We start from the raw sequence: 21206 nt of genomic DNA, 5'->3' as shown, positions 1-21206 counted from the left end.
TACAATCGATTCCACATCACAAGCAAATCAGCACGGCTGCTAAAGGCGCGCGAGCGTCCCATCAGGCCGGCTGCGAGCCGTGCGCCGGACTTCCGTTCGCGACGCCCGGCCAGTCTCCCCATGTTCCCCACGTCCAGCGTGTGACTGCCATGTTCAATAGACTTCGCGAAGATATCGCCACGATCCGCGAGCGCGATCCCGCCGCCCGCAGCGCCTGGGAAGTCTTGACCTGTTATCCGGGTCTGCATGCGCTCGTCCTGCATCGTTTCGCGCATGCCTGCTGGCGGGCAAAGCGCCGCTGGCTCGCGCGCTATGTCTCGCAACTCGCGCGTTTTCTCACCGGCATCGAAATCCATCCGGGCGCGACCATCGGCCGGCGTGTGTTTATCGATCACGGCATGGGCGTCGTGATTGGCGAGACCGCCGAAGTCGGCGACGACTGCACGATCTATCAAGGCGTGACGCTGGGCGGCACGTCGCTCACGCGCGGCGCGAAGCGTCACCCGACGCTCGGGCCGGGCGTGATCGTCGGTGCGGGTGCGAAGGTGCTGGGCGGCTTCACGGTGGGCGCGCAGGCGAAGATCGGCTCGAACGCCGTGGTCGTCAAGCCGGTTCCGGCGGGCGGCACGGCAGTGGGCAATCCGGCCCGGATCATCGCGCCAGCGAAGGCTGCGCCGGAGCAGGCCAAACCGGCATCGGCGCGCGAAGGCTTTTGCGCCTACGGCATCTCGCCGAATGCGGATGATCCGGTCTCGCTCGCCATCCACGGTCTGATCGATCACGCCGCCACGCAAACGCAGCGTGTGGATGCGATCGTCGTCGCGCTGGAGCGCCTGGGCGCGCGTCTCGAAGCGCTGCATGGCGCCGACGCGGCGCTGGTCGAATTGCGTCGTTTGTCGGCCGGTTTCGAAGGCGAGGCGGTGGCGCAGGAAGCCGCAAAAGCGGACGAAGACGCGACCACGCACGTCTGATTCGCCAGGTCGTTCCCAATACGAAAACAGCCGTTTCGAGCGGCTGTTTTTCTTTTCACGCGGGATGCGCTCAATCGAGCGGCAACATCCTGAATCCTTCGGCATCCACGCGCAGATAGCCGCCGCGCGGCGTGCCGTGATCGAGTTCCCAGTCGGGCAGCACCCAGCGCGTCCCGCCCGGTTCCTGATGACGCGCGGGCCGGTGCGTATGGCCGTGAATGATGGTGTTCGCGCGCGCGCGCCGGAAAAGTGCGGCCACGCCTTTTGCGGTGACATCGTACTTCGCAGGATTGAGCGCGACGGGGCGCTCGCGGCCGGCTTCGCTCTTGCGGCGCATGCGTTCGGCCAGTGCCCGGCGCCCGCGAAACGGCCACGCGAGAAATAGCACCTGCGCAAGCCGGTTGCGCGCAAATTTGCGGAAGAACTGATAGCCGCGATCGTCGGTGCACAGTGCGTCGCCATGGGCGAGCGCGATGCGCGTACCGAACGCGGTAATGGCGATGGGGTCGGGCAGCCAGATCGCGCCCGCCGCTTTCATGAAGCGTTTGCCCATCAGAAAGTCGCGGTTGCCGTGCATGATGTAGAGCGCGATGCCGCGCTCGGAGAGCGTATGCATCAGCGCGGCCATGCGCGCGACGAAGGGTTCGACGAGCATGTCGTCGCCGATCCAGTATTCGAAGAGGTCGCCGAGTATGAACACCGAGTCGGCCTGATCGGCCGACACACGGATGAAGTGTTCGAACGCGGCGACCGTGCGCGGAATCGCTTCGCTCAAATGCAGATCGGAAATGAACAGGAAAGGCCGCGCCGCATGCGGACGTTTGCCCTCGCCGGGCACGCCCGCAGCGGCCATTCCCAAACCCCGTGTCTTTTCCTGCAGCATCGATGAAGCGTGCGCCTAAAGGTTGAAGCTAATGTGCGTCGAGCTTAGTCGACGATGACAGCCTTCTCGATCACGACGTCGTCGACCGGCACGTCCTGATGGAAGCCCTTCGAGCCCGTCTTGACCGACTTGATCTTCTCGACCACGTCCAGGCCGTCGACGACCTTGCCGAACACGGCGTAGCCCCAGCCTTGCGGCGTCGGCGACGAGTGGTTCAGGAAGTCGTTATCGGCCACGTTGATGAAGAACTGTGCCGATGCCGAGTGCGGATCGTTCGTACGTGCCATGGCGATCGAGCCCTGGACGTTCTTCAGACCGTTGTTCGCTTCGTTGTCGATCGGTGCTTGCGTCGGCTTTTGCTTCATGCCGGCTTCGAAGCCGCCGCCCTGGATCATGAAACCGTCGATGACGCGGTGGAACACCGTGCCGTCGTAGTGGCCGCTCTTGACGTACTCGAGGAAGTTGGCGACCGTCTTCGGTGCCTTCTCGGCGTTGAGTTCGAGCTTGATGACGCCGTGGTTCGTATGCAGTTCGACCATGATGGAATCCTTTACCTGTGGCTGGTGGGAATGGGGCGGTGCAGCGCCGGTACGAGGCGGGACGTATTGCCTTCGCGTGTACCGGTGCCGCGCCGCGCGGAGAATGAGGTGAGGCGCTGACTTGCGCCTGTGGGCTTACTTGCCGACGACGTTAGCCGACTGGATCACGATTTCCTTCTGCGGCACATCGGACATCGGGCCGCGCGAGGTAGTGGGCGCCGCTTCGATCTTCTTCACGACGTCCATGCCCTGCGTGACCTTGCCGAACACCGCGTAACCGTTGCCATCCGGGTTCGGATAGTCGAGGTTGGCGTTATCCACGGTGTTGATGAAGAACTGCGCGGTCGCCGAATTCGGGTCGCTGGTGCGCGCCATCGCGAGCATGCCGGCCGTGTTCTTCAGACCGTTCTTGCTTTCGAGCGGGATCGGCGCGCGCGTGGGCTTCTCGACGAAGCTCGTGGTGTAGCCGCCGCCCTGGATCATGAAGCCGCGAATGACGCGATGGAAAATCGTGCCGTTGTACTGGCCGGCCTTCACGTACTGGAGGAAATTGTCGACGGTCTTCGGCGCTTTCTCGGGATAGAGCTCGACGCGAATGTCGCCTTCACTGGTCTTGAAAAGCACCTGCGGATGGGCGGCCTGGCCTTGCGGGGCCGACTGCGCAAAAGCGGGTGCGTTCGCGATCAGGGCGGCGCTGCCGAGCGCCAACATCAACCATTTCATTTGTATCCTCGGAAGTACGGGGAAAAACGTGTCGAAGCGCGCCGTCGATCTTATGTGATGGCCGGCGACGCGCTACGGCTTAGTTCGACGGCGCCATGAATGGCGGCGTCGCGAGCGACCCGGTCGGGCCGCCGAACTGATACACCGGATTGTCGAGCATCGGGCCTGCGCGCGTGCCGCTGGCTTCGGCCGCGGCAGCCGCGCGCGCGGCCTTGCTGGCGGCCGGCGGATTGACGATCTTGTTGATATCGGCGAGGCGCTGCTGGGTCGCGCCGCTCGTGTGACCGAGCTTGCTCGCGCGCTGATACGACGCCGATGCGAGACGCAGGTACAGGTCGCCCAGGTTCTCCCATGCGAGCGTGTACGACGGATTCGCCTTGGTGGCCGTTTCCAGCGCGATACGCGCTTCGTCGTAGTGACCGTGCTTCGCGTAGAGCGCCGCAAGGTTGTTGTACGGCTCGGGCAGTTCGGGGTAGCTCTGCGTGAGTTCGGTGAAGGCTTCGATCGCGTCGTCGTCGCGGCCGAGACGCGCGAGGATGGTCGCGCGCTTGAATTTCGCCTGCACGTCGCGCGGGTTCGACTTGATGCGCGCGTCCAGTTGCGTGAGCGCCGTGGCCCAGTTGTGCTGGGCGATGGCGGTGTCGGCGCCGGGCGTGCCGTCGGCCGTCGCGGGGGGCGCCGCAAAGGCGCTGGAAGCGCCGCCGAGAACGAACGCGACACTCGCGAGAGCCGCCATGGCAAAGGTCGCAGCGCGGGGCGCGCGGCCGCTGGAAGATTTCATAGGGTGAGGTCGCGGTGTTATACTCCGAGCCATTCTAACAAAAGGTCCGTGCGTTTTCGTCGCGCGCTTTTGCAGCGCGCTGGTTGAGCACCTGTTACGGTTCGTTGCAGTCCCGATCCAGGCAGTCGGCTCCCGCGAAATGCATGGCTTTCTTTCGCCACTCGTGGTCGTCTCCGCCTGATGACTGACTGAGCGCGACTGTATGCAGCCTCGAGCAATGCGGTGCCATGCACCCACGGGCTGCTGTCGGCGCTGCTGCGGATTTCTTTCGACCCACGTATCCACCGTCTTTATGGAATCACTGCGCATCTACAACACGCTCGCGCGTGACAAGCAAAATTTCGTGCCACTCGAACCCGGCGTCGTACGCATGTACGTCTGCGGCATGACGGTGTACGACTATTGTCACGTTGGCCATGCGCGTGTGATGGTGGTGTTCGATATCGTGCAGCGCTGGCTGCGCACGCTCGGTTACAAGGTGACCTATGTGCGCAACATCACCGACATCGACGACAAGATCATTCGTCGTGCGGTGGAAAACGGCGAAACCATCAAGGCGCTCACCGACCGCTATATCGCGGCGCTGCATGAAGACGCCGACGCGCTGGGCGTGGCGCGCCCCGATCACGAACCGCGCGCGACCCAGTACATTCCGCAGATGCTCGACATGATCGGCACGCTGGAAAAAAACGGCTACGCGTATCAGGGTTCGGACGGCGATGTGAACTACGCGGTGCGCAAGTTCGCGAATTACGGCGCGCTCTCGGGCAAGTCGCTCGAAGACCTGCGCGCGGGCGAACGTGTGGCGGCGAACGATGCCAAGCAGGACCCGCTTGACTTCGTGCTGTGGAAACAGGCAAAACCGCAAGAGCCGGCCGACACGAGCTGGGACTCGCAGTATGGTCGCGGCCGTCCGGGCTGGCACATCGAATGTTCGGCGATGGGCTGCACGCTGCTCGGCGATCATTTCGATATTCATGGCGGCGGTCAGGATCTGCAGTTCCCGCACCATGAGAACGAAATTGCGCAAAGCGAAGGCGCGACCGGCGAGAAGTTCGTCAATTACTGGATGCACAACGGGTTCGTCAATATCGACAACGAGAAGATGTCGAAGTCGCTCGGCAACTTCTTTACGATCCGCGAAGTGCTGGCGAAGTATGACGCCGAAGTGGTGCGCTTTTTCATGGCGCGTGCGCATTACCGTTCGCCGCTGAATTACAGCGATGTGCATCTGGACGACGCGCGCGGCGCGCTCACGCGTCTGTACACCGCGCTCAAGGATGTGACGCCCGATGCGGGCGAGCTCGACTGGAACGAAGCGCATGCGCAGCGTTTCCAGGCGGCGATGAATGACGATTTCAATACGCCTGTGGCCATCTCGGTGTTGTTCGAGCTGGCGACCGAAGTGAACCGCACGCACGACGCGGTGCTGGCGCGCCAGTTGCAGCGCCTCGCGCGCGTGCTCGGCGTGCTCGTGCGCGAACCGCGTGCGTTCCTGCAGCAGGCTGCGGGTGCGCAAGACGCGGGCGCGCTCGACGTGGCGGCGATCGAAGCACAGATCGCTGCGCGCACGGCGGCCAAGCAGGCGAAACAGTATGCCGAGGCGGACCGGATTCGTGCCGAACTGCTCGATGCCGGTGTAGCGCTCGAAGACAAACCGGGCGGATTGACCGAGTGGCGCCGCGTGTGAGCGGGCTGTCCAGTTTCCACTGATCGATTCGCGAGGCAGGAGGCAGGATGGCAACGGCCACGAAGACGCAGGCCAGGCGGTCTGCGTCGCTAACGGGCGCGGCAGGCGACGAAACGAGCCAGGCCGCACGACGCGGGGCGCGCAGTGGCGCGCTCGCGGCGCAGCAGGAAGCCGAAGCCGCGAAAGCGGCCGGCGCGAAGAAGGCCACAGTAAAAACAGGTTCCGCACGCGGCGCAAAGGCGCAGGTGCAGGCCGACGGTGATGCACATGCGCTCAATGGTGCGGCGAAGCCGTCGCGCGCGAAGGCCAACGGCGCCACCATCGACATGGCGCCCGTCGCGCAGACGGAAAGCGCAGGCGATGCGGCGCAGGCTACGGCTGCGCCCGAAGTCGTGCGCCCCGACTACTGGGACAAGGCGTGCGCCGATCTGGTCAAGCGCGACCGCATTCTCAAGAAACTGATTCCGAAGTTCGGCCCTGTTCATCTGATGAGCAGCGACGACCCGTTCGTCACGCTCGCACGATCGGTGGTCGGTCAGCAGATTTCGACGGCTGCGGCGCAGGCGCTGTGGAAACGCGTGGAAGCCGCGTGTCCGAAGCTCGTGCCGCAGCAGTTCATCAAGCTCGGCCACGAAAAGCTCGCGGCGTGCGGGCTGTCCAAACGCAAGACGGAATACATCCTCGATCTCGCGCAGCACTTCGTATCCGGTGCGCTCCACGTGGGCAAGTGGACCACGATGGACGACGAAGACGTGATCGCCGAACTCACGGCCATCCGCGGCATCGGCCGCTGGACCGCCGAGATGTTCCTGATCTTCAATCTCGCGCGCCCGAATGTGTTGCCGCTCGACGATCTGGGGCTGATCCAGGCGATCAGCGTCAATTACTTCAGCGGCGAACCCGTCACGCGCAGCGAAGCGCGCGAAGTGGCGGCCAACTGGGAGCCGTGGCGAACCGTCGCAACGTGGTATATGTGGCGCAGCCTCGAACACGCTTGAGAGCAGGGCGCCGGTGCAGGGCTGCGCGATTCGTCAGGCGCAGCGGTTCCGGCCCTTCTTAAACAGCTTACTGTTTCCTCAGAATTTTCCTATCGTTACAAGAAGTCGATAGTTCCGCTCCGATTTCGACGTCGGCTGGCGCGGGTAGAATACGCGCTGCCGCAAAGTGCAAGGATTCCAACACATGAAAACCACGTTTCTGGATTTCGAACAGCCGATCGCTGAACTCGAAGCGAAGATCGAAGAACTGCGCTTCGTTCAGGACGACTCGGCCGTCGATATTTCGGAAGAGATCGATCGCCTGTCGAAGAAGAGCCAGCAGCTCACGAAGGACCTCTACGCAAACCTGAGCCCGTGGCAGGTTTCGCAGATCGCGCGTCATCCGCAACGCCCGTACACGCTCGACTACGTGAACGAGCTGTTCACCGATTTTCACGAACTCCATGGCGACCGTTCGTTCGCCGACGACCTCTCGGTCGTGGGCGGCCTCGCGCGCTTCAATGGCCAGCCGTGCATGATCATCGGCCACCAGAAGGGCCGTGACACGAAGGAGCGCGCTGCGCGTAACTTCGGCATGCCGCGTCCGGAAGGCTATCGCAAGGCCGAACGCCTGATGCGTCTGGCCGAGAAGTTCGGCCTGCCGATCTTCACGTTCGTCGACACGCCGGGCGCGTACCCGGGCATCGGCGCGGAAGAGCGCGGCCAGTCGGAAGCGATCGGCCACAATCTTTACGTGATGGCCGAGCTGAAGACGCCGATCATCACCACGATCATCGGTGAAGGCGGTTCGGGCGGTGCGCTTGCGATCGCCGTCGCCGACACGGTCATGATGCTGCAGTTCTCGACCTATTCGGTGATCTCGCCGGAAGGCTGCGCGTCGATTCTGTGGAAGAGCGCCGCGAAGGCGCCGGACGCAGCCGAAGCGCTGGGCCTCACGGCTCACCGCCTGAAGGCGCTGAACCTGATCGACAAGATCGTCAACGAGCCGCTCGGCGGCGCGCATCGCGATCCGAAGGGTATGGCCGCGCTGCTGCGCCGCGCGCTGTCCGACTCGCTGCGCCAGTTCCAGGGCATGAGCATTGCCGAACTCAAGGAGCGTCGTTTCGAGCGCCTGATGGCTTACGGCAAGTACAAGGAAACGACGCCGGGCGCGTAAGGCGCACGACGTCATCACTGCAGCCGGCGCGCGAGCGCCGTCAACACGTGACTGCCCATTCCGATTCCAGCGCCGGGCGCATCCTTCGCGATGCGCTCGGCGTTGTGCTTTCTGCGCTGCCCGACGATGCGCGTATCGCCATTGCGTATAGCGGCGGCCTCGATTCTTCGGTGCTGCTCGATGCGGCGGTGCGCGCTGTCGGCGCGGCGCGGCTCGTTGCGCTTCACGTGCATCACGGCCTGAGTCCGAACGCCGATGCCTGGCTTGCGCACTGCAAAGCCACGGCGCTGGCCTATGGCGTGAGCTTCGACGCGCGCTGCGTGAGCGTGGCGCACGACGATCCCGCAGGTGTGGAAGCGGCTGCGCGCGATGCGCGTTATCGTGCGCTCGACGCGATGTGCGCCGCGCACGACGCGCAATCGCTCTGGCTTGCCCAGCACGCCGACGATCAGGCCGAAACCGTGCTGTTGCAATTGCTGCGTGGCGCAGGCCTGGCGGGACTCGCCGCGATGGCGCCGGTGCGATCGGTCGCGGGCGGCGTGCCGCGCGTGCGGCCGTTGCTGGGTTTGTTGCGCGCGCAACTTGAGCGCTATGCGCACACGTACGATCTGCGCTGGATCGAAGACGAATCGAACGCCGATACGCGCTACGCGCGCAACGCATTGCGGCATGACGTGATGCCGGCGCTCTCCGCGCATTTCCCGGGTTTTCGCGAGGCGCTGGCGCGCACGGCCGCGCATGCGGCATCGGCGCAAGGTCTGCTCGACGAACTCGCCCGCATCGATCTTGAGGCCGCGCGCACCGATCATCCCGAAGCGTTGTCCCATGCCGCGCTCATCGCGCTCGACGATACGCGCGCGCTCAATCTGCTGCGTTACTGGATGCGTAGCCTGGGATTGCCCGCCGCTTCCACCGCGCGTCTCGCCGATGTGTTGCGTCAGTTGCGCGCCATTGCCCGCGAAGGCGAAGACCACGCGCTAAGAGTCGATCACGCGGGTCGTACGCTGCGTTGCTATCGCGGCGAGGTGTTTTGGGACGAAGCGCGTGCAGCGTCGGCTTCTGTGCCGGGCGCAGGCGAGGGCGCTAGACGCGAACCCGTGCAACTGAACTGGCGTGGCGAAGAAATCTGGCGTCTGCCGCATTGGCGCGGCACTTATGTGTTTGCGGCCGCCGACGAAAACGACCCGGACGCAGTGCCCGCAGCCGTGCTCCAGCGCGCGCCGCTGGTGGCGCGTGAGCGCGAAGGCGGCGAGCGTCTGCGCGACGAAGCCGCGAACCTGAGTCGGACACTCAAGAACCTGTTCCAGTCGCGCGGCGTGCCTGCGTGGGAGCGCGATGTGCCGCTGCTCTATAGCGGCGACACGTTGCTGTTCGTGCCCCGCATCGGCGTGAACCGGTCGGCGTTTGGCGAAGCGGGCGCAGCGCGACCGCAGACGTGGCGCCGCATCGAATGGCGCGAAGATCTGCAGATCGCCTGAGCGGATTCGGCGTGCGAAGTCTGGAGCGCCGCCGCGCGGCATGATCGGCAAATCCTGCCGATGTCGCGCAAGGCTCGCGCGGCGCTGTTGGTGGAACGCCGCAAATCCTTGCCGCACAAGCCTTTTTGGCTTCCCGTCGGCCAATTTCGTCTTGTAATTTTGACCTCGATCGGGTAGGGTTAGTTGTTTGTCCAGCCCGCTTTTTCGCGTTCACGGACGCCGTCAAAAGCGGCGCACTTCCCTGAAGGCGCGATTTTTCCTTCGAGCGGTATCCGACGATTGCAAGGACGTCGTAGCGGTGTGCGGGCGGAACGCGAACCAGCGTGGCTTCGTGCTTCCGGGGCAAATTCCGCGTGTGCTGCACGCGCCAAGCCGCTGCCGCGGTCCGGTTCCCTGGTCTTCCACGGCCTCACCGTCTCTCCGGCAGCACCGTCTTCGGTGCGCCAGCGCGGTAACATCTCCAGTTCAGAACGACAATGGCACTCATCGTACACAAATACGGCGGCACCTCGATGGGCTCGGTGGAGCGCATCAAGAACGTTGCCAAGCGCGTTGCCAAATGGCACAAGGCCGGCCACAAGATGGTCGTCGTGCCCTCGGCGATGTCCGGCGAAACCAATCGTCTGCTCGGTCTCGCGAAAGAACTTTCGCCGCAGCCGAATCCGCGCGAGCTCGACATGATTGCGTCGACCGGCGAACAGGTGAGCGTCGGTCTGCTCTCGATCGCGCTGCAGGATGCGGGCGTGGACGCCATCAGCTACACCGGCTGGCAAGTGCCCGTCAAAACGGATAGCGCCTTCACGAAAGCGCGCATCAACGACATCGACGGCGAACGCGTGCTGGCCGATCTCGACGCCGGCAAGGTGGTCGTGATCACGGGCTTCCAGGGCATCGACCCCGAAGGCCACATCACCACGCTCGGCCGTGGCGGCTCGGATACCTCGGCGGTCGCGGTGGCGGCTGCACTCAAGGCCGACGAATGTCTGATCTACACCGACGTGGACGGCGTGTACACGACCGACCCGCGCGTGGTGGACGACGCACGGCGCCTCGACCGCATCACTTTCGAAGAGATGCTGGAAATGGCCAGCCTCGGCTCGAAGGTGCTGCAGATCCGCTCGGTCGAATTCGCGGGCAAGTATCAGGTGAAGACGCGTGTGCTCTCCAGCCTGACCGACCCGATGATGGACCTCGACGCGGAAATGAAGTCGGGCACCCTGATCACTTTTGAAGAAGACGAGACCATGGAAAAAGCAGTCATCTCGGGTATCGCGTTCCAGCGCGACGAGGCCCGCATCATCGTGGCCGGCGTGCCCGACAAGCCCGGCATCGCGTATCAGATCCTCGGCCCGGTGGCGGACGCGAACATCGACGTCGACATGATCATCCAGAACCAGAGCGTGGACGGCAAGACCGACTTCACGTTCACGGTGCCGCGCGGCGACTACCAGCGCGCAGTCGACGTGCTCACGAACACCGTGCAGGGTCACGTGAGCGCGGAGAAGGTGCTCGGCGACGCGAAGGTCTCGAAGGTGTCGGTGGTTGGCGTGGGCATGCGTTCGCACGTTGGTGTGGCGAGCAAGATGTTCCGCACGCTGTCGGAGGAGGGCATCAACATCCAGATGATCTCGACGTCGGAAATCAAGATCTCGGTCTTGATCGACGAGAAGTATATGGAGCTCGCCGTGCGCGCGCTGCATAAGGCATTCGAGCTCGAACAGGCTTGATGTAACGGCGGCGTGACGGCCGGCCAGGTCATTCTGGACGCTGTGCGAGAGGGGTTTTGAACTGCTCGACGCACTCGCTAAAAAAAGTTAGCAAAAAAAGCGTCTAATGAATTGACCGATCGGCTTTAACCCGCTATTATCTTGGCTTCGTTGCGCTGCCTCCCTGGCGCCAACGTAGTTTTCGGGAGACGTGGCCGAGAGGTCGAAGGCACTCCCCTGCTAAGGGAGCATCTGGGCCAAAACCTGGATCGAGGGTTCGAATCCCTCCGTCTCCGCCAGTAAAATGGCGGTGGAAACCCCGCAAGTCTCGGCTTGCGGGGTTTTTCTTTTTCCGCGTCCATTTCCTGCGGTTTTCGCGATGCAGATTCTGCGCTTCTGTAGGACTGCGGGACTTTCTCCTTCTTCGAACTGACGAGCGCCGAGCCACGCGTGCAGACGTTTTACTATCGTCGATCAAGATGGTTCGGAATCCGAATTGAAGCGGTGCGGGACGCTTCACGCGCGGATGAGCAGGCGAAATATCCAGGAAGGTCGCTTGTAAGCGGTTCGGCAGGCATATCGCATGCTGCCGTAGGCTTCGGTTGCGTCTTTGCATCTCATCGGCGTCACATCTGCGGACCTGCTCACGTTCGATGCGCGAGCGATGCTATTCTCCCGGTCGCCGTCTTGAAAACGCCGTGGGTGCAGTGCGCAAACGCTTGCTTTGAGAGATGGCATGCGCGCCCGATTGGGCAATTGAGCCGCAACAAGAGGGCAACAAAAGCGGTTTCTGGACAAGCCATCCAGCGATGCGTCGACCCGATGTAACGAGACGTTACCCAGGCGAATGCATCGTGCTTTTGTGCATCAGTTATTACAAAGTTGAAATACGCGGGCTGGGGAGCCTGCGCTATATTGGCTTCAACAAAACATCAACCCCAAAAGGTGAGTCCATGAAGTTCGCTCGTGTTGTTGCAATGCTGCTCGGGGGCTTGGCTATCGGTGCGTCGAGCGCGGCCTTCGCTGGCGTGAGCGTCGGTGTCAACATCGGTATTCCGGCCCCGGTTTATGTCGCTCCGCAGCCGGTCTATGCTCCGCCGCCTCCGCCGCCCGTCGTTTATCAGCCTGCGCCGGTGTATGCCGCGCCCGCAGTCGTGATCGGCTGGCACGGCGACCGTTACTGGGATGGCCGCCGCTACTGGGGCCGTGACGACTGGTATCGCCATCACGGCGGTGGTTACGGCCCGGGCCGTGGCCATGGTTGGGATCACGGTGGCCCGCCGCCGGGACATTGGCGCTAAGCCGATCAGAATTGAAAAAGCCGCTTTTCAAAGCGGCTTTTTTGTTTTCCGATGCCGTTGCGTGTGCAACGAATTCGGTTTTGCTTCTTTCTGCTATTCGCCCAGATGCGCCATGCCGCCCACCACGGCGTTGAAGCCCGCATCGACGTGCACGATCTCGGCCGTCACGCCGCCTGCAAGATCGGAAAGCAGGAATGCGGCTGTATTGCCGACCTGTTCGATCGTCACATTGCGTTGCAACGGCGCATTGTGTTCGACGAAATCGAGAATCTTCCCGAAGCTCTTGATCCCGCTGGCGGCAAGCGTCTTGATCGGGCCGGCCGAAATGCCGTTCACGCGCACGCCTTGCGCGCCCAGCGAGACCGCGAGATAACGCACGCTCGCTTCGAGCGAGGCTTTGGCGAGCCCCATCGTGTTGTAGTTCGGAATCGCGCGCTCCGCACCGAGGTAGGTGAGCGTGAGCAGCGCGGCGTTATTCGCGAGCATTGGCTGCGCGGCTTTGGCGAGTGCGGGGAAGCTATAAGCGGAGATATCGTGCGCGATGCGAAAGTTCTCGCGCGTCATGCCTTCGAGAAAGTCGCCGGCAATCGCTTCGCGTGGCGCGAAGCCGATCGAATGCACCAGGCCGTCGAGCGTGTCCCAATGCTGTTTGAGATCGGCAAACAGCGCGTCGATCTGGGCATCGTCGGCGACGTCGCAAGGGAAAATCAGATCGCTGTCGAACTCTCGCGCGAATTCCGTGATGCGCTCCTTGAAGCGCTCGCCCACATACGTGAACGCCAGTTCCGCGCCTTCGCGCCTGCAAGCCTGCGCGATGCCATAGGCGATTGACCGGTTCGACAACAGGCCGGTCAGCAGGATACGTTTGCCAGCGAGAAAGCCCATGATTGCTCCTGATCGGAAACGATACATTCGGGACATCGCGCGCCGGGTAGGGCGCAGCCGCGCGGTTTGGGTAAAATTCTCTCACACTAGACCTGGCACCCCGGACACCCACCGATCTATGACGACAGGAACGCGAGGCAGGACAGCGCAGGCGGCGCAACGAGCAACGAGTCCTGCCTGGTGGCGGCGCGCAGCGTCGGTCCAGCGGGCGCTGCTCGCCATGAGCGCGGCGTGTGCGCTGTGCTGGATCACGATGCCCGCCGCGCACGCGGTCTACGCGATCGCGCAATACGGCGAGCCGAAATACCCGGCCGATTTCAAGCACTTCGATTACGTGAACCCGGACGCGCCCAAAGGCGGCACGCTGGTACTCGCGAATCCGGACCGCTCGACGAGCTTCGACAAGTTCAATCCCTTCACCTTGCGTGGCAATGTCGCGCCGGGCATCGGCATGCTGTTCGAGAGCCTGACGACCGGCAGCATGGACGAAGTGGCGTCCGCCTACGGCCTGCTTGCCGACGATATCGACGTCGCGCCCGATCGTCTTTCGGTCACGTTCCATATCAATCCGCGCGCGCGCTTTTCGAATGGCGATGCCGTTACCGCCGCCGACGTGAAGTTCTCGCTCGACACGCTCAAGAGCCGCCAGGCCGCGCCGTCGATGCAGGCTTACTACAGCGATATCGTGCGCGCCGTGGTGGTCGATCCGGCTACGATCCGCTTCGAGTTTCGCACCAACAATCGCGAGTTGCCGCTGATCGCGGGCGGCCTGCCGGTGTTTTCGCACAAGTGGGGACTGCGAGCGGACGGCACGCGTATCGCGTTCGATCAACTCGCGTTCGAGGAGCCGATCGGCAGCGGACCGTATGTGATCGACCGTTATTCGAACGGCCGCACGATCACCTATAAGCGCGATGCGAACTACTGGGGCAAGGATCTGCCCGTGCGCGTGGGCCAGAATAACTTCGAACGCATCGTCTACAAGCTCTATTCCGATGATGTCGCGCGGCTCGAAGCGTTCAAGGCAGGCGAATACGACGCGCTGGTCGAATACGTCGCACGCAACTGGGTGCGGCGCGATATCGGCAAGAAGTTCGATAGCGGCGAACTGGTGAAGCACGAGTTTCCACAACATAACGGCACCGGCATGCAGGGCTACGTCATCAACCTGCGCAAGCCGCAGTTGCAGGACGTGCGTGTGCGCCAGGCGCTCGACCTCGCGCTCGATTTCCAGTGGCTCAATCGCATGCTGTTCTATAGCCAGTATCGGCGGATCGATAGCTGGTTTGTGAATACCGATCTGCAGGCCAAAGGCACGCCTTCGCCAGGCGAGATGGCGCTGCTCGAACCGTTGCGCAAGCAACTGGACCCGGCCGTGTTCGGGCCGCCGCCTGCGCAGCCGGATACGAATGCGCCGGGGTCGCTGCGCGCGAATCTGCTCAAGGCGCGCGCGCTGCTGGCCGATGCGGGCTGGACTTATCGCGACGGCGCGCTGCGTAACGCCAAAGGCGAGCCGTTCGTGATCGAAGTGCTCGACGATACGGCCGCCTCCGCGCAATGGGCGCCGATCATGGCGCAGTACACGCAGGCACTGGCGCGTCTGGGTATCCGCGTGAACTATCGGTCGGTGGATTTCGCGTTGTACCAGAAGCGCCTCGACGACTTCGACTTCGATCTCACCACCATCAAATTTCCCGACGTGCAGGTGCCCGGCGCGGAGCAGCTCGACCGCTTCGGCAGCAAGGCCGCGGGCGAGTCGGGCTCGGGCAATCTGATCGGGCTGAAGTCGCCTGCCGTGGACGCGATCATCAAGGCGTTGATGCAGGCGCAGACCCGCGAGCAGTTGCTCGACGCCACGCACGCGCTCGACCGGGTGCTGATGCACGGCTACTATGTGGTGCCGCAGTGGTACAGCGCGACGCATCGGGTGGCCTATAAAAACACGCTCGCGTATCCGGCGACGTTGCCGCTGTACTATGGCGCGGTCGACTGGATCATCTCGACGTGGTGGCGCAAGCCAGCACAGCCATCGCCACAGCCGGCGCAGCACTGATCATCTTCGAAGCGAGCACAGAATCATGTGGAGCTACATCGTCAAACGCCTGCTGCTGATGATCCCGACGCTGCTCGGCGTACTTACGCTGACTTTCGCCGTGATCCAGTTCGTGCCGGGCGGACCCGTCGAACAGGCGGTGCGCGATCTGCGCCGCGGCGCGGAGCAGGGCATGCCGTTCGGCATGCGCGCGCATTCGGGCGTGGACGCGCAACAGATCGCGCAACTCAAGCAGCTCTATGGTTTCGATAAACCGCCGCTGCAACGCTATTTCCTGATGCTCGGCCGCTTCGCGCGCTTCGATCTCGGGCAGAGCTATTTCCATCATCAGAGCGTGTGGTCGCTGGTGGTGTCGAAGCTGCCGGTGTCGATCAGCATCGGCTTGTGGACCTTCTTTCTGACCTATCTGATATCGGTGCCGTTGGGGATCGCCAAGGCGGTGCGCAACGGCTCGCGCTTCGATCTCGTCACGAGTCTGGTCGTGCTGATCGGCTACGCGATTCCGGGCTTTGTGCTGGGCGTGCTGCTGCTCGTGCTGTTCGGCGGCGGCACTTTCCTGCAACTGTTCCCGCTGCGCAATCTCACTTCCGACGACTGGGACACGCTTTCGCTCGGCGGCAAGATCCTCGATTACCTCTGGCACATCGCGCTGCCGGTGACGGCTTCGGTCGTCGGCAGTTTCGCCGTGACGACGATGCTCACCAAGAACGCCTTCCTCGAAGAGATTCGCCGCCAGTACGTGCTGACCGCGCGCGCGAAGGGTTTGTCCGAGCGCACGGTGCTCTGGAAACACGTGTTCCGCAATGCCTTGCTGCCGCTCGTGGTGGGTTTTCCGGCGGCGTTTATCGGCGCGTTCTTTACGGGCAGTCTGCTGATCGAAACGTTGTTTTCGCTCGATGGCCTGGGTCTGCTGTCGTACGAGTCGGTGGTGCGGCGCGACTATCCGGTCGTGCTGGGCACGCTGTATCTGTTTACGCTGATCGGCCTGCTGACCAAGCTGATTTCCGATCTTTGCTATGTGTGGGTCGATCCCCGCATCCAATTCGAACAACTGGAGCGCTGAGTTGAACCGAGTCCGCACCGGCGCCGAACCCGACCTGCGTACCGAAAGCGTGCGCGCCTTCAAATCGCCCACGCCCGCGCGGCGCGTCTGGCTGCGCTTCAAGCAGCAACGGCTGGGCTACTGGAGCCTGATTATTTTTATCGTCGCGTTTGCGGCGAGTCTGGCCGGCCCGCTCTGGTGCAACGACAAGCCGATCGTCGTGCGCTACGAAGGCCATCTGTATTTCCCGCTTTTCAAGGATTATCCGGAAACGGCCTTCGGCGGCGATTTCCCCACGCCCGCCGATTATCTCGATCCGTATATCCGCCATCGCTTCGACGCGCCCGGCAACTTCGCGCTCTATCCGCCGAATCCGTATTACTACGACACGCTCAACTATTTCTCGAAGGTGCCGAACCCCGCGCCGCCGTCGCGCCAGAACTGGCTCGGCACCGATGCGAGCGGGCGCGATCTGTTTGCGCGGCTGCTGTACGGCTTCAAGGTGTCGGTGGAATTCGGCCTCGTGCTCACGGCGATCGGCACCTTCCTCGGTGTGCTGGCGGGCGCGTTTCAGGGTTACTTCGGCGGGCGCATCGATATCGTCGGGCAGCGCCTGATCGAAATATGGAGCGCGTTGCCGGAGCTGTATCTGCTGATCATTTTCGCGTCGATTTTCGAGCCGGGTTTCATTTTGCTGATCGTGCTGCTGTCGCTGTTCGGCTGGATCGGCTTGTCCGATTACGTGCGCGCCGAATTTCTGCGCAATCGCAATCAGGACTATGTGATCGCCGCGCGCGCGATGGGGCTGTCGAACTGGCAGATCATCTGGCGTCACGTGCTGCCGAACAGTCTCACGCCCGTCATCACGTTCCTGCCGTTTCGCATGAGCGGATCGATTCTCGCGCTCACGAGCCTCGATTTTCTGGGGCTGGGCGTGCCGCCGCCCACGCCGAGCCTTGGCGAACTGCTCGCGCAGGGCAAGGGCAATCTGGATGCCTGGTGGATTTCGATGTCGACGTTCGGCGTGCTGGTCGTCACGCTGCTGCTGCTGACCTTCATGGGCGATGCGCTGCGCAACGCGCTCGACACGCGCATCTCCGACGCCATGAAAGCCGGAGGCAATCAATGAGCGCGTTGCCTGAAACGATCGACGCGCCGCTGCTGTCGATCGAACATTTGAGCGTGCGCTTTGGCGACACGCTTGCCGTCGACGATATCGCGCTGGCGATTGGCCGTGGGGAGCGCGTGGCGCTGGTGGGCGAATCGGGTTCCGGCAAGACCGTGACGGCGCTGGCGATCCTGCGCCTTTTGAGCGATGCGCGCATCGAAGGCGCGATTCGCCTGGACGGCGACGATCTGCTCGCGAAAAGCGAGCGCGCGATGCGCGGCCTGCGCGGCAACGACATCGCCATGATCTTCCAGGAGCCGATGACGGCGCTCAATCCGCTGTACACGATCGGCGAGCAGATTGCCGAAACCATCGTGCTGCACGACGGCGTGACGAAAAAGGCGGCCTACGAGCAGGCGGTCGGGTTGCTGGAGCGCACCGGAATTCCCGAGCCGCGCCGGCGCATTTTCAGCTATCCGCATCAGCTTTCGGGCGGGCAGCGGCAGCGCGTGATGATCGCGATGGCGCTGGCGTGCCGTCCGCGCCTGTTGCTGGCGGACGAGCCCACCACGGCGCTCGACGTGACGATACGCGGCCAGATCGTCGATCTGTTGCTCGAACTGCAGCGCGAGGAAGCCGCGCGGCGCGGCATGTCCGTGCTGCTGATCACGCACGATCTGAACCTCGTGCGCCGCTTCGCGCAGCGCGTGGCCGTGATGGAGAAGGGCCGGCTGGTGGAGACCGGCACGGTCGAGCAGATTTTCGAGGCGCCGCAGCACCCGTACACGCAGCGGCTGATCGCCAGCCGCCCCGAGCGCAACGTGCTGCCGGTGTTGCCGATCGCGCCCGTGCTGCTCGAAGCGAAAGACGTGAGCGTCGATTTCGCGACGAAGCTGCCGGGCTTCAAGGGCTGGTGGACGCGTGGCCGTTTTCGCGCGGTCAACGACGCGAGCATTTCGGTGCGCCAGGGCGAGACGCTGGGTATCGTCGGTGAATCGGGGTCGGGCAAATCGACACTGGCGATGGCCTTGTTGGGTCTGCAACGAACCGCGGGCGGCGCTGTGGACTTCCAGGGGCGCGCGCTCGCGAGTTATCAGGGCCGCGACAAGCTGGGTCTGCGCGCCCATCTGCAGGTGGTCTTTCAGGACCCGTTCAGTTCGCTTTCGCCGCGTCAGACCATCGAGCGCATCGTAGGGGAGGGGCTCGGGCTACATCGGCCCGACCTGTCCGCCGACGAAAGGCGCAAGCGCATTGTTGCGGTGCTGCGTGAAGTGGGTCTCGACCGCACGGCGCTGCAACGTTATCCGCACGAATTTTCCGGCGGCCAGCGCCAGCGCATTGCCATCGCGCGCACGCTGGTGCTGGAGCCGCGCGTGATCGTGCTCGACGAACCGACCAGCGCGCTCGACGTGTCGATCCAGCAGCAGGTTTTGCGATTGTTGACGGATCTGCAACGCAAGTACAACCTGGGCTACGTGTTTATCAGCCACGACCTGGCCGTGATCGGGGCAATGGCGCACCGTGTTGCCGTCATGCAGAACGGCGCCATCGTCGAAGCCGGAGATGTAACAAAAATCTTTGACGACCCCACGCATCCTTACACGCGAAAGTTGCTGAAAGCCGCCTTCGACCGTTGAACCTTCGAGGAACTTTAGAGGGATTTTTGGTGAAATTCACCAATGAGGTGCGCGTCGCGATTGTATTTTTCTATTTGTTTTGACACACAAATACTATCTGGCTAGTATCGTCCAAACTTTTCTTCTAACTCCCTGATTTACGGGCAATTTCTACCGACCCATGCAGCACCGATACCTGACCCAGGCTTGCACGCGAGTCGTCGCCGGCATGTTCATCGGCGTACTGATGGCCGCAGCTAACGGCGCGTTTGCCGACGAAGCTAGCAGCTTTAACCAGAATGTCTCATTCGCCCCGGCTAACCAGGCGAATTCGCAGTCGCTCCCGCAAGCGCAAACCGCTATCCAGAACGCACCGTCGAGCACGCAATCCGCTCCGGCTCCGTCCGATGGCGGCGGCGCACGCGCTTTCCTGTCCGGCATGGCTGGCAAGGCAGGCGACGTTGTCGTTGGCGCCCTGAATATGATTGGCGTGCGTTACCGCTGGGGCGGCAACACGCCGGATTCGGGCCTCGATTGCAGCGGCTTCGTGCGCTACGTGTTCCAGGATACGCTCGGCATGAACCTGCCGCGCCGTGCCGAGGAAATGAGCCGTGTCGGCGAAAAGGTGAGCATGAGCAACCTGAAGCCGGGCGACCTCGTGTTCTTCAACACGATGCGCCGCACGTTCTCGCACGTGGGCATCTACATCGGCGACAACAAGTTCGTGCACTCGCCGTCCACCGGCAGCACGATCCGCGTCGACGATCTGGACGACGGCTACTGGGAAAAGCGTTTCACGGGCGCTCGCCGTATCGAGACCTCGTTCACGCCGGACCAGCAGCAAAGCCTCAAGCAACGCGTAAGCGCGCAGTTCGATACGACCGGCGGCAACTGATCGCGGTCTTCAAGGCGGGATCTGGCTGAGGGAATCGGCCTAACGATCCGGCGCATAAAAAAGCCTGCTTCATCGAAGCAGGCTTTTTTGCGTCTGGCGCGCCGAAAATGCTCAGGCTTGCGCGCTACGTGCGGCAGCCAGCTTGCGCTCGATTTCCGCCGCCGCGCGCGCACCGGCTTCTTCGCCCGCGAGAATCGCCGCGTTGCGCTGCGTGAAGTCGCTGCTCGACATGGCGTTCAGACTCGGGCGGATCACGACGTCGGCGTATTTGTCGAGCTCGTAGGTCTTGATCGACTGGCCCATGATCGTGAACGTCTGCATCAGCACGTCGAACTGGCTGAGCGTCGAAGCCGATTCCGGGCGCGACGAAATATCCACCGCGATCACGAAATCCGCGCCCATTTTCTTCGCGAACGAAGCCGGGACCGGGCTGACCAGACCGCCGTCGACGTATTCATGGCCGCCAATCTTTACCGGTTCGAAAATCGACGGAATGCTGCACGACGCGCGCACCGCGATGCCGGTGTTGCCGCGCTGGAACAGGATCGGCTGGCCCGACTGCAGATCGGTGGAGACAACGCCCAGCGGCTTGTTCATCTTCTCGATCGGGCGGTCGTGAAGAGTCGTGTTGAGGAAGTTCTGCAGTGCTACGCCCTGCAGGATGCCACGCGTGCGGAACGGCATGGCCCAGTCGCTGATCGAGGCTTCGTCCATCGTCAGCGCGAGTTTGTTGAGCGCGAAACCGTTCATGCCCGAGGCGTAGAGCGCGGCGACCACCGAACCCGCGCTTGTTCCCGTCACCAGATCGACCTGGATGTTGCGCGCCTCCAGCGCCTTGATCACGCCGATATGCGCGAATCCGCGCGCCGCGCCGCCGCCCAGTGCGAGACCCACGCGGATCGGGCGCTGCGTGCGTGCGACCGGCGGCGGGGCGACCTGCGGCTTGTTCTCGGGCGATTGCGCGCCGGTCGTGCAGGCCGCGAGCACGCTGGACGCAGCCGCGAGCGAAAAGTGGCGGCGGCGCAGCGAGAAGGTCGAGGGTGCGGCGGCGGATGACCCGGAATCGTTCTGCAAATCGGATTGCGAGGCGGGGGACCGCAAGGCGGGCTTCGAACTGGGCTTCAAGCAATTTCTCCAGGCGGCGCGTAGGCAGGCTGAGCGTGTGATGCGCGCCGCATTTGTTCTGGCGGCCCGCGTGGGCGGACCGATTCCAGCCGGCGAGGGGCCGGCGCGCCGACATCATAAGGCAAAGCGCGAAGCCTGCACGTCTTGTGCATGTAACGCGATGTGACGCGCATAAATAGTGCGATTTTGTGTTCCTGGAGACCGGTAAACGGCTGGAACGCCGCCTGAATCGGCCAGTCATTTGCCCCCCTTGCCC

The 21206-nt window shown here is 63.2% G+C and carries 18 protein-coding genes and 1 tRNA gene; 13 read left to right on the top strand and 6 right to left on the bottom strand.

The features are described from left to right. Positions 1 to 149 precede the first annotated feature (149 nt). Positions 150 to 971, top strand: coding sequence for a serine O-acetyltransferase (gene cysE / locus G3N59_RS06845; RefSeq protein ID WP_205981793.1), 822 nt, complete (start codon positions 150 to 152; stop codon positions 969 to 971). Positions 972 to 1041: 70 nt separating this feature from the next. Here cysE and G3N59_RS06840 read toward each other — a convergent pair whose 3' ends face one another. The 4 genes from G3N59_RS06840 to G3N59_RS06825 all read right to left on the bottom strand — a co-directional run bounded on the left by G3N59_RS06840 (position 1042) and on the right by G3N59_RS06825 (position 3897). Further along, the gene (locus tag G3N59_RS06840) at positions 1042 to 1824 is read right to left on the bottom strand and encodes a UDP-2,3-diacylglucosamine diphosphatase (protein WP_241023246.1); all 783 of its coding nucleotides are present in this window, start codon (positions 1822 to 1824) and stop codon (positions 1042 to 1044) included. A gap of 74 nt (positions 1825 to 1898) precedes the next feature. After that, on the bottom strand, positions 1899 to 2393 hold the full coding sequence (locus tag G3N59_RS06835; protein WP_205981791.1) for a peptidylprolyl isomerase: 495 nt from the start codon (positions 2391 to 2393) through the stop codon (positions 1899 to 1901). 135 nt (positions 2394 to 2528) lie between these two features. After that, the gene (locus G3N59_RS06830) at positions 2529 to 3116 is read right to left on the bottom strand and encodes a peptidylprolyl isomerase (protein WP_205981790.1); all 588 of its coding nucleotides are present in this window, start codon (positions 3114 to 3116) and stop codon (positions 2529 to 2531) included. A 79-nt stretch (positions 3117 to 3195) separates the two neighbouring features. Further along, the gene (locus G3N59_RS06825; RefSeq protein ID WP_205981789.1) at positions 3196 to 3897 is read right to left on the bottom strand and encodes a tetratricopeptide repeat protein; all 702 of its coding nucleotides are present in this window, start codon (positions 3895 to 3897) and stop codon (positions 3196 to 3198) included. A gap of 292 nt (positions 3898 to 4189) precedes the next feature. Here G3N59_RS06825 and cysS point away from each other — a divergent pair, with 292 nt between their 5' ends. The 7 genes from cysS to G3N59_RS06790 all read left to right on the top strand — a co-directional run bounded on the left by cysS (position 4190) and on the right by G3N59_RS06790 (position 12226). Then, positions 4190 to 5587 carry a cysteine--tRNA ligase gene (gene cysS / locus G3N59_RS06820; RefSeq protein WP_205981788.1) on the top strand — a complete coding sequence of 466 codons (1398 nt, stop codon included), beginning with the start codon at positions 4190 to 4192 and terminating at the stop codon, positions 5585 to 5587. A 47-nt stretch (positions 5588 to 5634) separates the two neighbouring features. Continuing rightward, on the top strand, positions 5635 to 6585 hold the full coding sequence (locus G3N59_RS06815; RefSeq protein ID WP_205981787.1) for a DNA-3-methyladenine glycosylase: 951 nt from the start codon (positions 5635 to 5637) through the stop codon (positions 6583 to 6585). A 184-nt stretch (positions 6586 to 6769) separates the two neighbouring features. Then, a complete protein-coding gene (locus G3N59_RS06810; protein WP_205981786.1) occupies positions 6770 to 7741 on the top strand; it encodes an acetyl-CoA carboxylase carboxyltransferase subunit alpha in 972 nt (323 codons plus the stop codon). A gap of 47 nt (positions 7742 to 7788) precedes the next feature. Then, positions 7789 to 9219, top strand: coding sequence for a tRNA lysidine(34) synthetase TilS (gene tilS / locus G3N59_RS06805; RefSeq protein WP_205981785.1), 1431 nt, complete (start codon positions 7789 to 7791; stop codon positions 9217 to 9219). A gap of 476 nt (positions 9220 to 9695) precedes the next feature. Next, a complete protein-coding gene (locus tag G3N59_RS06800) occupies positions 9696 to 10946 on the top strand; it encodes an aspartate kinase (protein ID WP_205981784.1) in 1251 nt (416 codons plus the stop codon). Between the two features lie 184 nt (positions 10947 to 11130). Continuing rightward, positions 11131 to 11224, top strand: a tRNA-Ser gene (locus G3N59_RS06795). A 654-nt stretch (positions 11225 to 11878) separates the two neighbouring features. After that, a complete protein-coding gene (locus tag G3N59_RS06790) occupies positions 11879 to 12226 on the top strand; it encodes a hypothetical protein (RefSeq protein WP_205981783.1) in 348 nt (115 codons plus the stop codon). A gap of 93 nt (positions 12227 to 12319) precedes the next feature. Here G3N59_RS06790 and fabI read toward each other — a convergent pair whose 3' ends face one another. Then, positions 12320 to 13111, bottom strand: a complete 792-nt coding sequence (fabI, locus tag G3N59_RS06785) for an enoyl-ACP reductase FabI (RefSeq protein ID WP_205981782.1) — start codon at positions 13109 to 13111, stop codon at positions 12320 to 12322. A gap of 220 nt (positions 13112 to 13331) precedes the next feature. Between fabI and G3N59_RS06780 the strand changes: the two genes are divergently transcribed. The 5 genes from G3N59_RS06780 to G3N59_RS06760 all read left to right on the top strand — a co-directional run bounded on the left by G3N59_RS06780 (position 13332) and on the right by G3N59_RS06760 (position 19825). Then, positions 13332 to 15164: an extracellular solute-binding protein gene (locus G3N59_RS06780; protein WP_241023224.1), complete on the top strand. Its 1833-nt coding sequence runs from the start codon at positions 13332 to 13334 to the stop codon at positions 15162 to 15164. A gap of 25 nt (positions 15165 to 15189) precedes the next feature. Then, positions 15190 to 16227 (top strand): ABC transporter permease subunit, encoded by a 1038-nt coding sequence (locus G3N59_RS06775; protein ID WP_205981780.1) that lies wholly within the window; start codon positions 15190 to 15192, stop codon positions 16225 to 16227. Between the two features lies 1 nt (position 16228). Beyond that, the gene (locus G3N59_RS06770) at positions 16229 to 17335 is read left to right on the top strand and encodes an ABC transporter permease (RefSeq protein WP_205981779.1); all 1107 of its coding nucleotides are present in this window, start codon (positions 16229 to 16231) and stop codon (positions 17333 to 17335) included. Continuing rightward, positions 17332 to 18951, top strand: a complete 1620-nt coding sequence (locus G3N59_RS06765) for a dipeptide ABC transporter ATP-binding protein (RefSeq protein WP_205981778.1) — start codon at positions 17332 to 17334, stop codon at positions 18949 to 18951. The genes G3N59_RS06770 and G3N59_RS06765 overlap by 4 nt, the downstream gene beginning before the upstream one ends. 160 nt (positions 18952 to 19111) lie before the next feature. Then, positions 19112 to 19825 (top strand): C40 family peptidase, encoded by a 714-nt coding sequence (locus tag G3N59_RS06760; protein ID WP_205981777.1) that lies wholly within the window; start codon positions 19112 to 19114, stop codon positions 19823 to 19825. A 111-nt stretch (positions 19826 to 19936) separates the two neighbouring features. Here G3N59_RS06760 and G3N59_RS06755 read toward each other — a convergent pair whose 3' ends face one another. Then, positions 19937 to 20899 (bottom strand): patatin-like phospholipase family protein, encoded by a 963-nt coding sequence (locus G3N59_RS06755; protein WP_205981901.1) that lies wholly within the window; start codon positions 20897 to 20899, stop codon positions 19937 to 19939. Between the last annotated feature and the right edge of the window lie 307 nt (positions 20900 to 21206).

The sequence above is a fragment of the Paraburkholderia sp. Ac-20340 genome, from assembly GCF_017104965.1.
GTDB lineage: Bacteria > Pseudomonadota > Gammaproteobacteria > Burkholderiales > Burkholderiaceae > Paraburkholderia.
The sequence above is the reverse complement of the archived record's forward strand: the minus strand, read 5'-3'. Positions and strand labels throughout refer to the sequence as shown.

What these genes read in the sequence shown, in the direction of transcription:
- G3N59_RS06840 (WP_241023246.1), bottom strand. Translation starts at nt 1,824, where the DNA reads ATGGCCGCTGCGGGCGTGCCCGGCGAGGGCAAACGTCCGCATGCGGCG.
- G3N59_RS06830 (WP_205981790.1), bottom strand. Translation starts at nt 3,116, where the DNA reads ATGAAATGGTTGATGTTGGCGCTCGGCAGCGCCGCCCTGATCGCGAAC.
- G3N59_RS06760 (WP_205981777.1), top strand. Translation starts at nt 19,112, where the DNA reads ATGCAGCACCGATACCTGACCCAGGCTTGCACGCGAGTCGTCGCCGGC.
- G3N59_RS06835 (WP_205981791.1), bottom strand. Translation starts at nt 2,393, where the DNA reads ATGGTCGAACTGCATACGAACCACGGCGTCATCAAGCTCGAACTCAAC.
- G3N59_RS06810 (WP_205981786.1), top strand. Translation starts at nt 6,770, where the DNA reads ATGAAAACCACGTTTCTGGATTTCGAACAGCCGATCGCTGAACTCGAA.
- G3N59_RS06815 (WP_205981787.1), top strand. Translation starts at nt 5,635, where the DNA reads ATGGCAACGGCCACGAAGACGCAGGCCAGGCGGTCTGCGTCGCTAACG.
- G3N59_RS06825 (WP_205981789.1), bottom strand. Translation starts at nt 3,897, where the DNA reads ATGAAATCTTCCAGCGGCCGCGCGCCCCGCGCTGCGACCTTTGCCATG.
- G3N59_RS06765 (WP_205981778.1), top strand. Translation starts at nt 17,332, where the DNA reads ATGAGCGCGTTGCCTGAAACGATCGACGCGCCGCTGCTGTCGATCGAA.
- G3N59_RS06780 (WP_241023224.1), top strand. Translation starts at nt 13,332, where the DNA reads ATGAGCGCGGCGTGTGCGCTGTGCTGGATCACGATGCCCGCCGCGCAC.
- fabI (WP_205981782.1), bottom strand. Translation starts at nt 13,111, where the DNA reads ATGGGCTTTCTCGCTGGCAAACGTATCCTGCTGACCGGCCTGTTGTCG.
- G3N59_RS06800 (WP_205981784.1), top strand. Translation starts at nt 9,696, where the DNA reads ATGGCACTCATCGTACACAAATACGGCGGCACCTCGATGGGCTCGGTG.
- G3N59_RS06775 (WP_205981780.1), top strand. Translation starts at nt 15,190, where the DNA reads ATGTGGAGCTACATCGTCAAACGCCTGCTGCTGATGATCCCGACGCTG.
- cysE (WP_205981793.1), top strand. Translation starts at nt 150, where the DNA reads ATGTTCAATAGACTTCGCGAAGATATCGCCACGATCCGCGAGCGCGAT.
- G3N59_RS06790 (WP_205981783.1), top strand. Translation starts at nt 11,879, where the DNA reads ATGAAGTTCGCTCGTGTTGTTGCAATGCTGCTCGGGGGCTTGGCTATC.
- cysS (WP_205981788.1), top strand. Translation starts at nt 4,190, where the DNA reads ATGGAATCACTGCGCATCTACAACACGCTCGCGCGTGACAAGCAAAAT.